At 53.3% G+C, this 13,443-nt stretch carries 15 protein-coding genes; 9 read left to right on the forward strand and 6 right to left on the reverse strand.

What is annotated here, in order from left to right; genetic code table 11:
* Nucleotides 1-8 precede the first annotated feature (8 nt).
* Together JET16_RS07245 and JET16_RS07250 are read left to right on the forward strand one after the other, a co-directional pair.
* Nucleotides 9-1,040, forward strand: coding sequence for an ABC transporter ATP-binding protein (locus JET16_RS07245; RefSeq protein WP_199615148.1), 1,032 nt, complete (start codon nucleotides 9-11; stop codon nucleotides 1,038-1,040).
* Entirely contained in the window at nucleotides 988-1,764 is a 777-nt protein-coding gene (locus JET16_RS07250) for an ABC transporter ATP-binding protein (RefSeq protein ID WP_199615149.1), read from the forward strand. Before JET16_RS07245 ends, JET16_RS07250 begins: the two co-directional genes overlap by 53 nt.
* Here the strand turns inward: JET16_RS07250 and JET16_RS07255 are convergent.
* The gene (locus JET16_RS07255) at nucleotides 1,759-1,989 is read right to left on the reverse strand and encodes a hypothetical protein (RefSeq protein WP_199615150.1); all 231 of its coding nucleotides are present in this window, start codon (nucleotides 1,987-1,989) and stop codon (nucleotides 1,759-1,761) included. The genes JET16_RS07250 and JET16_RS07255 overlap by 6 nt on opposite strands.
* 455 nt (nucleotides 1,990-2,444) lie before the next feature.
* Between JET16_RS07255 and JET16_RS07260 the strand changes: the two genes are divergently transcribed.
* Entirely contained in the window at nucleotides 2,445-3,218 is a 774-nt protein-coding gene (locus JET16_RS07260; RefSeq protein WP_199615151.1) for a Cof-type HAD-IIB family hydrolase, read from the forward strand.
* A 24-nt stretch (nucleotides 3,219-3,242) separates the two neighbouring features.
* Here JET16_RS07260 and JET16_RS07265 read toward each other — a convergent pair whose 3' ends face one another.
* The gene (locus tag JET16_RS07265) at nucleotides 3,243-4,046 is read right to left on the reverse strand and encodes a YheC/YheD family protein (RefSeq protein ID WP_199615152.1); all 804 of its coding nucleotides are present in this window, start codon (nucleotides 4,044-4,046) and stop codon (nucleotides 3,243-3,245) included.
* Between the two features lie 155 nt (nucleotides 4,047-4,201).
* Between JET16_RS07265 and JET16_RS07270 the strand changes: the two genes are divergently transcribed.
* The 5 genes from JET16_RS07270 (at nucleotide 4,202) to JET16_RS07290 (ending at nucleotide 8,669) form a co-directional block, all read left to right on the forward strand.
* Nucleotides 4,202-5,434, forward strand: a complete 1,233-nt coding sequence (locus JET16_RS07270) for a phenylacetate--CoA ligase family protein (protein WP_233531200.1) — start codon at nucleotides 4,202-4,204, stop codon at nucleotides 5,432-5,434.
* A 13-nt stretch (nucleotides 5,435-5,447) separates the two neighbouring features.
* The gene (sbnA, locus tag JET16_RS07275; RefSeq protein WP_199615153.1) at nucleotides 5,448-6,398 is read left to right on the forward strand and encodes a 2,3-diaminopropionate biosynthesis protein SbnA; all 951 of its coding nucleotides are present in this window, start codon (nucleotides 5,448-5,450) and stop codon (nucleotides 6,396-6,398) included.
* A gap of 112 nt (nucleotides 6,399-6,510) precedes the next feature.
* Nucleotides 6,511-7,344 (forward strand): AraC family transcriptional regulator, encoded by an 834-nt coding sequence (locus JET16_RS30770; RefSeq protein WP_199615154.1) that lies wholly within the window; start codon nucleotides 6,511-6,513, stop codon nucleotides 7,342-7,344.
* A 95-nt stretch (nucleotides 7,345-7,439) separates the two neighbouring features.
* The gene (gene mgrA, locus JET16_RS07285) at nucleotides 7,440-8,429 is read left to right on the forward strand and encodes an L-glyceraldehyde 3-phosphate reductase (protein WP_199615155.1); all 990 of its coding nucleotides are present in this window, start codon (nucleotides 7,440-7,442) and stop codon (nucleotides 8,427-8,429) included.
* Nucleotides 8,430-8,447: 18 nt separating this feature from the next.
* Complete coding sequence (locus JET16_RS07290; protein WP_199615156.1) at nucleotides 8,448-8,669, forward strand: hypothetical protein; 222 nt, start codon at nucleotides 8,448-8,450, stop codon at nucleotides 8,667-8,669.
* Between the two features lie 323 nt (nucleotides 8,670-8,992).
* Here JET16_RS07290 and JET16_RS07295 read toward each other — a convergent pair whose 3' ends face one another.
* Genes JET16_RS07295 through JET16_RS07305 form a run of 3 tightly spaced genes read right to left on the reverse strand, consistent with a single transcriptional unit; the run spans nucleotide 8,993 to nucleotide 11,432 of the window.
* Entirely contained in the window at nucleotides 8,993-9,451 is a 459-nt protein-coding gene (locus JET16_RS07295; protein WP_199615157.1) for a hypothetical protein, read from the reverse strand.
* Nucleotides 9,452-9,473: 22 nt separating this feature from the next.
* A complete protein-coding gene (locus JET16_RS07300; RefSeq protein WP_199615158.1) occupies nucleotides 9,474-9,917 on the reverse strand; it encodes a DUF6220 domain-containing protein in 444 nt (147 codons plus the stop codon).
* A gap of 42 nt (nucleotides 9,918-9,959) precedes the next feature.
* A complete protein-coding gene (locus tag JET16_RS07305) occupies nucleotides 9,960-11,432 on the reverse strand; it encodes a multicopper oxidase family protein (protein WP_199615159.1) in 1,473 nt (490 codons plus the stop codon).
* Nucleotides 11,433-11,675: 243 nt separating this feature from the next.
* Here JET16_RS07305 and JET16_RS07310 point away from each other — a divergent pair, with 243 nt between their 5' ends.
* Nucleotides 11,676-11,936, forward strand: coding sequence for a hypothetical protein (locus JET16_RS07310; protein WP_199615160.1), 261 nt, complete (start codon nucleotides 11,676-11,678; stop codon nucleotides 11,934-11,936).
* A 109-nt stretch (nucleotides 11,937-12,045) separates the two neighbouring features.
* On the opposite strand, the gene JET16_RS07315 is transcribed toward JET16_RS07310, so the two are convergent.
* Entirely contained in the window at nucleotides 12,046-13,413 is a 1,368-nt protein-coding gene (locus JET16_RS07315) for an MFS transporter (RefSeq protein WP_199615161.1), read from the reverse strand.
* Nucleotides 13,414-13,443 lie beyond the last annotated feature (30 nt).

The following is a 13,443-nucleotide window of genomic DNA, read 5'->3' on the forward strand; positions in this document are numbered from 1 at the left end:
GAAGAATCATGTCCGCCAGCCCTGTGCTTGACATTCGGAACGTCAGCATTGCCGCAATAGATTCCAAGGGTGTCGCGACGAAAATGATTGTGCGGGGGCTCGATCTTACTTTACATGCCGGAGAGATGTTGGCTCTTGTCGGTGAAAGCGGGAGCGGGAAAAGCGTATCCGCGTCTGCGGTTCTAGGGCTGCTGCCGAAGGAGTTGAAAATTACCGAGGGGAGCATATCGTTCAACGGCGTTCCTGTTTCGTCGATGGCAGAGAAGGAAAGAAGGGCTCTCCGCGGGAAGCGGATCGGATATATTTTCCAAAATTATCAAGGCAGCTTCACACCTTTCATGACGGTGGGAAAACAGATGGTCGAAGTGATCCGTGCTCACGAACGGTTAAGTATGAAACAGGCGAAAGAGACGGCGCTTGCATGGCTGCATAAGGTAAAGCTGCCGGCGGACCGCGCTTTCCGAAGCTATCCGTTCCAGCTAAGCGGAGGACAACTGCAAAGAGCCTCGTTAGCCGCGGCATTGATGCTCAAACCGTCATTGATCATCGCGGATGAACCGACGACGGCGCTGGATGTTTTAACAGGCGAGCAGGTACTCGACTTGTTAAGCGAGCTTCGGAAAGAAGCGGGCTGCGCCGTCCTGTTGATCTCCCACGACCTTGCTCACGTGTTCAAGCGGACGGACCGCATGGCGGTCATGTACGGCGGGAGTGTGATCGAGTCCGGATCAACGGAGAAAATAAGCCGCGATCCCCAGCACCCGTACACTCAACTCCTTCTCCAAGCCAGACCTCCGCTCTCGGGACCGTTGACTGAAAGGCTGGAGGTCATTCCCGGGGAGCCGGGCTTGGTGTGTCTCCAGGGGTGCCCGTTCTCGTTGAGATGTCCTTATGCTTCCGAGCATTGTTCGCACACGCCCGCGATGGCGAACTTAAACGATGATCATGCCGTTGCCTGCCACGAACGGCCCGCGAAAGGAGAACCGCATGTTGAATACGCTTCTTCAGGTGAACCGGTTAAGCAAGTCGTATACAGCTGATGTTAAAGCTTTGACGGACGTTTCGTTCACCGTGGAGAGAGGCGAGTGCCTCGGTATCGTGGGAGAAAGCGGCAGCGGCAAGAGTACTTTGGCGAAGCTCATTCTCGGGTTGGAGAAGCCGGATGCAGGGGAGATCTTCTTGAACGGCCGGCCCTTTCACCGATTGAAGGGGCGGGAGTTAAGAAGGGCTCGGAAACAAGTTCAGGTTGTGTTTCAGGACCCGGGCGCTTCGCTCAATCCGAAGCTGCCGATATGGAAGTCGGTCGTCGAACCGCTGGAAAATTATCCGGAAGTCAGGCCGCCGTTTCTAGGAGAATCCGTGCGTTCAAAGAGAGACATGGCCGCCATCCTTCTTAATCAAGTGGGACTGGACAAGGAACTGTCGGATCGATATCCTCACCAGCTTAGCGGGGGACAGAAGCAGCGGGTTGCAATCGCCAGAGGCATTAGTCTGCACCCGGACTTGCTCTTGTGCGACGAACCGACCTCTAGTCTGGATGTGTCCGTTCAGGCGCAAATCTTAAACTTGTTGAAGGAATTAAAGGAAAAGTACCGCCTGTCGTATCTGTTTATTTCACACGATATCGCTTCCGTCCGGTTTTTGTGCGATAGAATTGCCGTATTGCAGAAAGGGCGTCTCGTGGATTTATTCGGCACCGATGAACTGTTCTCGGATGAACGGCATGCGTACACCCGGGAATTGGCGGTGTCGGCAGCTTTATGAGGACGGGATAAACAGGTTCTCCCAGTTCGCCGTGAGGAGAGAAGCGGGCTCCGCTTCTCCGGATACCGGCTGCTTCGTCCGGCGGATAGCTTCATAGCCGGCTTGCCATAAACCTGATGGTCCGCTGCGCCAAGCCGAATATGCATCGTGCAGCTCCGCCCCGCGCATATCCGACTCGAAGAACGGCCGAAGCGCTCGCAGCGTATTGTTAACCTCTATTTTCATTTCTCTTCATCCCTCGATCTTTCAACCTTTTCCATTTTCCAAGTATAAACAATAACGAAGCGTGAGAGTCAAGCAGCGGACCGATTCCTATATTTGCGGTCTGCAACGGCAAATGCTGCCGTTGGAGAACGAGTTCGGATATTCGTTGAAATGCAGCGGAAAAAATTACCTCTCCATTCGGCGGATCGTGCGTAAACCGCGGTTGGGCAGTTGTACAGGGGTAAAAGTTGCCGCTAGAGAGCAGTGAGAATTACTTTGTCTGTTGTAGCGGTAAAAATTACCGCGCGTAACGGAGGGGATAACCGGAGGAGGCGGAATGCCGGAATGTCTAAAGGACTGGCCCGTCTGCCAGGGATGGGCGGCCAGGCACGGCAATAAGGGAGGCATTTCATTCCAAGGCAATCATTTGTTACACTGGTGAATGAAAATATGATGAGAGAGAAGATGGTGGAGAGATGACGGGAAAGCTCATTTTTTTCGATATTGACGGCACGCTGCTCGACCATGACAAGAAGCTGCCCGACTCCACGAAACAGGCCGTCCGGCAGCTGAAGGCGGCGGGACATGAGCCTGTCATCGCGACCGGCAGGGGACCGTTCATGTTCAAGGACATCCGGGAGGAACTCGGAATCGAGTCGTTCGTCAGCTACAACGGCCAATATGTGGAGTGGAAAAGCAAACCGCTGTTGAAGAACCCGATCAAAACCGAATTGCTGCAGCAGTTGACCGATTACGCCGTGAAGAATGAACATCCGCTTGTTTATATGGATCTTGAAACAATGAAAACCAACGCGGAATATCACGTCCACATCGAAGAGAGCATCGCAACGCTCAAGGAGCCTTATCCGGATCATGACCCGGAATATTTCCGGAACAGGGACATCTATCAAACGCTGGTGTTCTGCACGGAAGACGAAGAGCCGCCGTACCGGAATCGGTTTCCGGATTTGGATTTCATCCGTTGGCACCGGTTTTCGATGGACGTGCTGCCGTCCGGAGGTTCGAAGGCGAAGGGCATTGAAGCGATGATCGGCATGCTGGGCGTCGGGAAGGAAGACGTCTACGCGTTCGGCGATTATTTGAACGACATCGAAATGCTCCGATACGTCGGCACCGGCGTGGCAATGGGAAATGCGCCGGATATTGTGAAAAAAGCGGCCAAGCATGTTACAAAAGACGTCGGAGAAGACGGTATTATGCACGGTTTGCGCATGCTCGGGTTGTTGTGATAAAACCCGCATCCAACCCTTGATTCAATCGCTGGGAAGAGAGGGAGCTTTCCTCGCTTTCATGCAGGCGAGATTGTACACGCGGCCGTAGGCGCGGGCGTATTTCTTGATTTTACCGATGACGGCCGGGTCTGGAAGCTTGGTAAAAGGGCACGGATCCGGCCGGGTGTTCACCTCCAATATCCACGGACGCAAACAGCCGTCTACGGCGATATCCAATCCGAGCTCATTCATGGCCGGGTAGAACCGGCTGAACTGATAAGCAGCGAATACAGCGATCTTCTTCATCTCCTCTGTCAGAAGTCCGGCTATTTGTTTGCCCGCCGCTTCTTCGAGCAGCGCACCCGCCGGATAAATCGTTCCCCCTTGACTTCCGTTCGTCACAACTTTATTCGGATGCGCGAGCCTCGCAGCCGTACCCGTGCATTCCCAACTCCCACTAGGATTTCTCTGCACCATCACCCTGAAATCGAACGGCCGCTCCTTATGTCTAAGCATATCAATGCCTCTTTGTACGAGGTAACGCTTCGCATCGATCCGGCGCCGGATCGATGCGTACATCTGCCGAAACGTATCAAAGGTATATGTCCGAAGACCGCTCTGATAACGGTACGAACCTCCGATGTTGTCGATCCGCATGACCCCGATGCCGAGCGAGCCTGTGACCGGTTTAATATAAACCATGCCGTACCGGTGCAGCATCTGCGACAGCCGGCCGCTGGTCAGTACGTCCGTCTGGGGAACATATCGGATTAATGCGGCGCTGCGCGACAATATTTTTGTTTTGCGCAGCTTGCTGGATATCACTTTCCTCCTGCTTCGGTTCATTCGACATTCCCTCCATCCGATCAAGCGCTTTGCTAGCAGTTTACGAAAGCGGGCATCCGCCGGTGAATGCAGTTTCATGCTATTTTTAGCAAGCATACGAACCGACATGGGCTCAATATCATATGGTATCGCAACGACATTACGGAGGATATCGTATGCTGATCAATAACGAGCTGTCGGATCAAATTCGCAGAACGGCTAATATTTTTAATTGGTATGCCGAAATGATCGAGCCGTTGCGTAACGGTGTTGAGCGGGGACTGCCTCTCGAGCTGGAACAGCTTCCGCTGATGACGTCCAGGCTCTTGGAGAAGCATTACTATTCGGGGGATGATCCGTTGGGACCGCGTGCCGGCTTGAGCCGCTACCGGACGTCAGGCACGAGCGCCAACCGGAGAAAAAGCATTTATTATTCGAAGCAAGACGAAGAACGGTATATACGGATTAAAACGGAAGTTTTCGCTGACATTCTAAGAGGCTTCCAAGCACGCAAGGCGATGGCGGATATGGGAACCGGGCATGCGGCGGCGACCGCCGAAACCGTATTTCGCACGCTTGGGTTGGAAGTGGAGACGGTTTCATACACGCTGCCGATCGAACGCCATCTGGAACGGTTAGCCGCATTCCGCCCGGATGTTCTATATACAATGCCTTCCATTCTTGACCGCATTCTTATGGCGTCCCCCGACCCGTCCGTTTACGGCATACGCAAGGTGATTTTGGTCGGCGAAGCCGCGTCGCTTTCTTGGCTGGGGCAGGCTGCGGAGCGATTGGGGCTTGCTCCCGGCGACATCACGGATACGTACGGCTCCATTGAGGTCGGTACGATAGCCCGTTACGATCATGATCTGGGACGTTATCTCTTTACGGATGGTATCTTCGCGGAAGGGCTGACGGCGCGGGAAGCGGGGGAGGATGAGGAGCATTTGGCAGAAGACGAGAGGGTGCTGGTCCTGACCTCGACCGTGAGAGACATGTTTCCGGTAATCCGTTTCGTCACATACGACGTCGTTCGCGATTTTCGCCCCGTCATCGTAAACGGGGAACCGAGACAGAGCTTCCGGAGCATCGTCAGAAGAATCGGCAGCGAGCTCAAACACGGTGAGAAAATCAGCATATACGACATTGAAAATGCGGTGTACCGGCATATACGCAATGCGAGCATAATGGTTAGTGCGGCGGACAATGCGTTGACGGTGCAAATCTTCGGGGATTCGGCAACGGAGGAGGCGCTGCGCGCGATCCGATGCGACGTTGCGGACCGAATCCCGGAGATCGGGGTGATGATTCGCAACGGCATGCTGCGGGATATTCGAGTCGTTGCATGCCCCTTCGACGATTCAGTGAACAGGAGTGCGGTCAAATTGAAAAAAATTTATCGCGAGTAAAGGAGGTGTCTGTATGAATGTGGAAGAGGGCATTTTCCGGGCGATCGGCGGTACCCCGCTAATTCCGCTTAGGAGGCTGTTCGCGGGGGAAGCCTTCGAGGTGTTCGGAAAGCTGGAGTTCATGAATCCGGGCGGAAGCATTAAAGACAGGCCGGCGCTGCATATGATTCGCGAGGCGATCGGCCGGGGCGATCTGCGCGGCAATTCGGTCGTCGTCGAGTCGAGTTCGGGCAATCTCGGAATCAGCTTGGCGCAAATATGCAGATACTTGGGGCTAAGGTTCATCTGCGTCGTCGATCCGCGAACGACCGAGCAGCATAAGGCGATCATTCGCAGCTTTGAAGGCGAGATCGAGCTGGTGACGGAACCGGACGCCGGCACGGGGGAATTTCTGCCGGCGCGCATTCGTCGTGTCAATGAGCTTCTTCAGCGCATTCCAAACAGCTATTGGACGAATCAGTACGGCAACCCGGACAACTATCTGGCCCATTCCCGCACGACGATGCCGGAAATCGCCGGGGAGCTCGGCCGGATCGATTACCTGTTCTGCGGGGTCAGCTCGTGCGGCACGATTCGCGGCTGCAAGGAATATATTCGCAATGTCGGCGCATCAACAAAGATCGTGGCGGTAGACGCGGCCGGAAGCGTCATCTTCGGAGGCGAGAAGGGAACGAGACGGTTCCCGGGGTTGGGAGCGGGGATGGTGCCTGCGCAGTATCAACCGGATGTGGCGGATATGGTCGTGCATGTAAGCGATGAGGAATGCGTGGCCGGCTGCCGCGAGCTTGTCCGTTACGAGTCCATTCTGGCCGGCGCTTCTTCCGGCGGGGTGGTGGCGGCCATCCGCAAGATCGCCGGCTCGATTCCGAAAGGCAGCGTATGTGCCGCCATATTGCCCGACCGCGGGGAACGGTATTTGAACATGGTGTATGACGACAACTGGCTGCAAGCACATCTAATATAGATCGGGAAAGGCATCAAGTCCAGACAAGCCGCAGATATGATAAAATATTAACGTAAGAAAATATTTATCTAGAGTAATAGAATTTCCGAAAATCGGAAAGGTTGAATACGCCGTGGTTATTTTCAAATACAATACGGAACGGCCGTTCCGGGACGACCCCGATTTATGTCTCAAGTACTGGGGCAAGGAGGATTGCGCTCCGGGCCATTCCGTCGGACCCGGTGTGCGGGATCTTTACAAGGTGCATTTTGTCCATAAAGGAAAGGGCATTGTCCGGGTCGGGGATCATACGTATACGCTGTCTCCGGGGCAAGCTTTTCTAATTTATCCCCATATTGTCACTTATTACGAAGCGGACCGCCAACAGCCGTGGACCTATTCCTGGATTGCTTTCTATGGCGCGGACGTGGCGCCGACGCTGTCCAGAACGCTGCTTTCACCGGAGCACCCGGTGTTCCCGATGGATATGAAGGTTATGCCCGGTATGTACGATCAATTGACGGAAGCGCTGCAGCGCGAAGGAAATCGGGATTTAAGGTTCAAAGCGATCATGTACGACTTCCTGTCCGCGTTGGTCGAAACGATTCCGGCAAACGCAGCCGGAAGAACGGGGCTTAATAAGCGGGATGCATATGTTCACCAAAGCATAGAGTACTTGCATGCACATTACAGTGAAGATATTACGGTGCGGCAGCTCGCTTCTTTCCTTGGACTTGACCGCAAATATTTATCCGCGATATTCAAAGCTGCAATAGGAATGCCTCCGCAGCAGTATCTTCTGAATTACAGGTTGCAAAAGGCGTGCGAATTGCTTGAGAAAGACTGTTACACCATCGGGGAAGTGGCGCGCTCCGTCGGATATCAAGACGCCTTGTTATTTTCAAGAATGTTTAAGAAAGTGAAAGGAGTCTCGCCTAAAAGTTACCGGGACAAATCCGACAAATAAGACATTAATCCATAAAAACCATCCTTATTGACATAGGCATTTCCTGTTCCTCTCGATACAATAAATGTGTACAAAATATAGAGGAGGAATAGAGTATGCCTTATACAGCTAGCCAGCAAAGATACGACTTGATGACATATAACCGTTGTGGACGGAGCGGATTGAAGCTTCCGGCGATTTCGCTCGGTCTGTGGCACAATTTTGGCGGAATCGACGTTTTCGAGAATGGGAGAGCGATGCTCAGAAGAGCTTTCGACCTGGGAATCACCCATTTCGATTTGGCCAACAATTACGGTCCGCCCGCCGGGTCGGCGGAAGAAAATTTCGGAAAAATAATGAAGGAAGATTTTGCGCCGTACCGCGATGAAATGATTATCTCTACCAAAGCCGGTTATTATATGTGGCCGGGACCTTACGGGGAATGGGGCTCGAAGAAGAATCTGACAGCGAGTTTGGATCAGAGCCTGAAACGGCTCCAGCTGGATTATGTCGACATCTTTTACCATCACCGTCCCGATCCGAACACGCCTCTGGAAGAAACAATGGGAGCGCTCGATTTAATCGTGCGCCAAGGTAAAGCGCTCTACGTCGGGATCTCCAACTACCGGCCCGAAGAAACCCGCCAAGCGGCACGAATTCTCAAAGAACTCGGAACGCCGTGTTTGATCCATCAACCGAATTATTCGATGATGTCCCGTTGGATCGAGGACGGATTGTTGGACGTATTGGAAGAGGAAGGGATCGGTTGTATCGCGTTCTCTCCTTTGTATAAAGGGATATTGACGGACCGCTACTTAAACGGCATCGCGCCGGATTCGCGGGCTGCCGGACCGAGCGTCTTCCTGCGTCCCGAAGAGATTGACGAAGAGAAAATAGCTAAAGTCCGGCAATTGAACGAGCTTGCGAAAGAGCGGGGGCAGAAGCTTTCCCAGATGGCGTTGGCTTGGGTGCTGCGCCGCGGACGGGTGACATCCGCTTTGATCGGGGCGAGCAAAGTGAGCCAGATCGAGGATGCTGCAGGCGCTCTTGCCGCGCCGGATTTCACCGATGAAGAGCTGGCGCGCATCGACGCGATTCTCAAGTAGAGCAGGGGGAGCCGGCCGATGACGGATATCCGTTCTTTTATCGACAGGGTGAGAAACACGCTTGATGCTCATCGGATCGGCCGGGACTGCGGCGTGTACTATCATATTTTATGGAAGAGGTCTCGGCGTCTGCCCGGGACTTCTATTTTTATCGGTGCAACGGTAACTTCTGCCGCTGGAACGATAGTTTCGGAGATTGCGCGCACACAGCGTTGTACCTCTGCAGCCGGCAGATTTTAACGTTGCAACATAGCCGTATTCGTACTGCGATGGTGTATCTCTTTTCGGCTCTTATTTGTTAAGTATTCTTAGTTTTTGTTCGGCATGATTGAAGGGCTTTAAGTATGGCAATGGCCTGTTCATATTCTGTGGACTCCTTGCAGTAATTTTTAATGTTTTTCGTGTGCGGGATTCGTTATGGCAATAATATGTTCGTAACCGGTTGTTCGAACAACGCGCTATAAACATAGTTTTGCCATAAACTCAAGAGATCGCCATGAGTACGCTACAAAATGAACAGTGGGACTACCGTATGTGAACATACTTTCGCCATATTCACAAAACTAACCTTCGATATCGAACTTGGGAGCCGGAAAATTTCGTAACACTTTACAAAATCGCAAGCAGCCCAGTGCGAGCAGGAGCATATCCAATAAACATACATAGGAAAGCTTCTCGTATTCTCCGGCGACCGCCGCCATGTTGCCCGCCACCATTACGATAAACGCTGCTTCCATCCAATAGCCGCTCCAATCTCCGGCAAGCAGCCGGAAATAGCGGTAAAACATGAGCCCGAGCAGGATGCCCGTTATGATGGTAATGACGGCCCATGTCGATTCGAGTAAGACGGCGGACTGCTTCGACGGCGGAAAACATGAAATCGCGGCTGCGCCGGCTCCATGGACGGCAAAGATCAGACTGGGATACAAATAAGCCCCCGAGCGGTAGTTGACATATCGGTAACCGGTATAAAAGGCGATCGATATTGCGACGGCCGCGTTCAATACCCAAAGCGTAACCATGAGGCATGTGGGCCGTCCGGCCTCAAGTTGCGGCTTTGCGCCGTGTGAGCGAACCGATCGCGTGCCGCATCACCAAGAACGACGTGACCGCGATCAGCATCCCGCCGACCGGATGGAGCGCGGCGATATGACCGATATCGATTTCAGCCGTCGCGTATTGCGTGAAGATGAGTAACTGAACCGTTAAGCTAAGCCAACGTCCTCCGCCTCTGATCCGCCCCGGAAACGACAAGATAAACAGGAGAAGCGGGACAAACTCAAACATATGAACAAAATTCGTATGCTTGCCCCAATGATCCGGATTGTCGAACACGCTCAGCCCGGCGAAGAACACCTGCGACAGTACGCATGCAAACAGGACGACGGACAGCAGGGCGAATATCCAACGAATGACGATCACACGCGCCGGCAGCCGCTCCGCCGCGGCCATTACATTGTGTTCGGTCTGAAGATTTACAGCCTTCATCGATTTCTAACTCCTCTGCTTTCAAATAATGGTATCCAGATTTCAGTCCGGGAGATTTCCCGTATCCGTGCCGACGAAATACGGAGTGGAAACTCCTTCGTAATTGACCATCATGCTCATTCCTTTCGCCGCATGATCGAGATTGTGGCAGTGCTGCATCCATAAACCGGGATTATCCGCGCGAAACGCGATTTCATATACGTCGCCCCGTTCGAGCAAAATCGTGTCGAGATACACCGGACTTCCGGTCAGCGGTTTGCCGTTCTTGGTCAACACCTTAAAGAAATGTCCGTGCAGATGGACCGGGTGGTCGCCGCCGGAATTGTAAATCAGCCTCAATTTAATCCATTCTCCTTCTTTCACCAGCAAAGGCGGAACATCGTGAAACGCCTTGCCGTTAATTGTGAAACCGGAGAACGTCGTGCCGAAATCCAGCTCGTACGTGCGATCGAACGCCATGTCGGGCGTAACGCCGTCGTCATTGGGTGTGCCGTAAGAGGTGAAGTCGAAGATGGGCGCGGTTTTGTACAGTCGCCCGTCATCTACCTTCGTGTCCCCGCCACCCAATATCGCCGTCAATCCATCCTCGTATTTGTTGAACACGACGACATTGCCTTCCTGCGGCATCTCGAACAACAGATCGTAGCGTTGGGCCGCGCCGACGGGCAAAAATTGGCGTGTAATAGGAGTCGGACCGTTCAAATCTTGACCGTCCATCGAGATGACTTTGAACGGAACGCCCGCCACTCCCATGAACTGGGTCCTGTTTGTTGAATTGACGAGCCGCAGTCGTACCGTTTCCCCGGGTTCGGCGTTGAGCTTGAGACCGTCGGTGCTCCCGTTGATCATATAGCCGGCTCCGTCAAGCTCCTGCATCGTTACCGCGAAATCTTTGTCATACTGGAACGTCTTCTCCTTCGGTTCGATGACGATTCGTCCGATCAAGCCCTTCTTCGCCTGCTCGGAGCTTTCCTGGTGCGAATGATACCAATACGTTCCGTGATGGTCCGCGATAAAGGAGTACGTGAACGATTCGCCCGGCCAAACCGCATCCTGAGTGACGCCCGCGACGCCATCCTGGGAGCACGGCACCGCCACTCCGTGCCAATGAATTGTTACGCCCTCTTCAATGTCGCGGTTGATGAGCTTGACGACGACCCGGTCGCCTTCGTGCACCCGAAGTTCAGGACCGGGAGTGCTGCCGTTAAAGGTCCACGCCTCGACGGTTGTGCCGTCTTCAAGCCGGATCGTTGTGTCCTGCGCGGTAAGCTCGAATTCTCGCACTTCGGCTCCCGTATCCGGGTCTTGCAGCTCCGTGCACGCGATTGTGTTTGCGGTGGTTCCCACTTGTTCATGGCCGGCATGATTGTGACCGTCCATGGACATGCTCGCCATATTGACCGAAGCGGGATAATGAGGGACGCCGCAGCCTGCGGCCGTCAGCAGAACAAGCAAAACGAGAGCCGCGGCGGCCGCCGATCGCGCGGCGCGTTTATTTCGTTGAAACCTGAGCATGTTTATGCCTCCATTGCAATCGCAATCGTATAATTCGGAACCAATTATACGTAACCAAACTTGACATTACACTGGACTCAGGTCTGAACGGGGGATGGTCCGAGGGCCAAAAATCGGAGGCGAATAGCCTGGTGTATATTTCCGCACATTAATGGGGCGAGGCAACCTTAAGGTTGTCCGCGATTACGAATCAATGCAGCAAGAGGCAACCGAAGTTGTCCGCAATTCAAGGAGGGGATATCCATGAGAATGAAAGATTCGAGCTTGCAGTCGCAAAATCCGGTTTCGCAGGCGCAGCAGTCGGTCGCCCATGCACACAACGCCGTCACGAAGGCCCAGACGCATCCGGCGGGGCAAATGATCGAGCAAGCGGAAAACTCGATCGAACGCGCCGAACGCGCCGTCTCCCAAGCCGCGGTCGAAAGCGAACAGACAGACCCGGTGCAGTTGGCGGTTAGCGATCTGCAAGAAGATAAAGACGCGCTGAACGATTTGAAACGATAATGCACTCCGCATAAAGCGATAATGACCGTTATAACGCCCTGGGCCGGTTGCATGGCAAACGGGATGGACGTTACTAACGGTCATTTCTGTTTCGAGGGGTTCGAAACGGTCAAGCTTTCCTTTCTTTCGCCACTCTGCCGAATTGAAAATAGTAAAGCAATAGAATACTTGCACTGAGTATAGAGAGAACGAAATAAATATTGCTGTAAACGAGTGCATTAGGGTAGAAATTCGCCGGATTCCAGCGAACAACGGAGCCGACGTCGATCACCTTGCTGTAAACTCCCGCGGAAACGGCGCCGGCAATAAAGTTAAGCATCGCCATCAATCCCATGCCGACACCGGTCTGTTCCTTAGGCAGCGTCCGGGATATCGAATTGGACAAAGCAATGTAGATAAACGACAGCCCGACATTGCCGAAGATCAGAAAGATTGCTATGAAAACCGGCGAGATCCCTGCAAACGATGATAGTAGAACAAAACAAGTCAAAAACAATACGGATGCCAAGTAGAAAAGAAACGAATTGCCTTTGGCATCCGCCAGCTTGCCGGCTTTGCGACCCAAGAACGCCGTCGTGACGGCGGCCGGAACCATCGCGAAGCCTACCAATCCCGGGGTCAGCTCATTAACATGGGTCAATAGCTGCGGGCTTAGGAAAGGCAGCGAATAACCGGTCGCCGTCACCAGGAAAGCGATCGTCAGTCCCAGTGAGTAGCTTTTATTTTTAAACAGGGCGGGTCTGATGAAAGGTTCCGCCGCCGAACGAATTCTCGCAACAAATAATACGAATAATAGCGCGCATCCGGCAGCCAGCGTCCACTCCTCATACGTAATTGCCAGAAGCAGCAAAGCAACGGTTCCGGCGAGCAGCCCGCCGCCGATCCAATCGATTGTGCCCGTGTTTCTTTGATCGTCGTCCAAATATTTGCGGTAAAACGGCAGCGCGATCAGCGTGAACAGCGGCATGAGGAACAGCCAACTCCAATGAACGACGCTCACCACCAAAGCGGCAACGACCGGGGCCAACGCGCCGCCGATCGCCAAACCGGTCATCGATATGCCCAAAGCGCGCCCTCTGCTCTCCGGAGGAAAATAGCGAACCGGAATGATGGAAGCCGTTGCCGGAATAACCGCCGCCCCGACTGCCTGCAAAACCCTCCCGAGCAGTACCATCCAATAGGCCTGGGCGGCCAGACCGATCATGGAACCGAGAGCGAAGAAGATAAGTCCGAACGTGATCAAATTTTTGAGCTTGTAAGTGTCCGAGAGCTTCCCATAGATGACAGTTCCGAGTGCATAGATCAGCAAGAAGGCTGACGACACCCAGCTGACTTGCGCGAATGAAAGCTGAAAATCCGCTCTGATCTGGGGCAGTACAATATTGAACATAGTCGCGCTCATTACGGAAATAACAAGCGTGAATGCCAGAATGCGAATCAACTTTTCTCCTGCCGGCTTCTGTATTCCGGTTTCCACTTCTTCATCCCACCTCTGTAAAATGTTTCT

The sequence above is a fragment of the Paenibacillus alkalitolerans genome (assembly GCF_016482785.1).
GTDB lineage: Bacteria > Bacillota > Bacilli > Paenibacillales > YIM-B00363 > Paenibacillus_AE > Paenibacillus_AE alkalitolerans.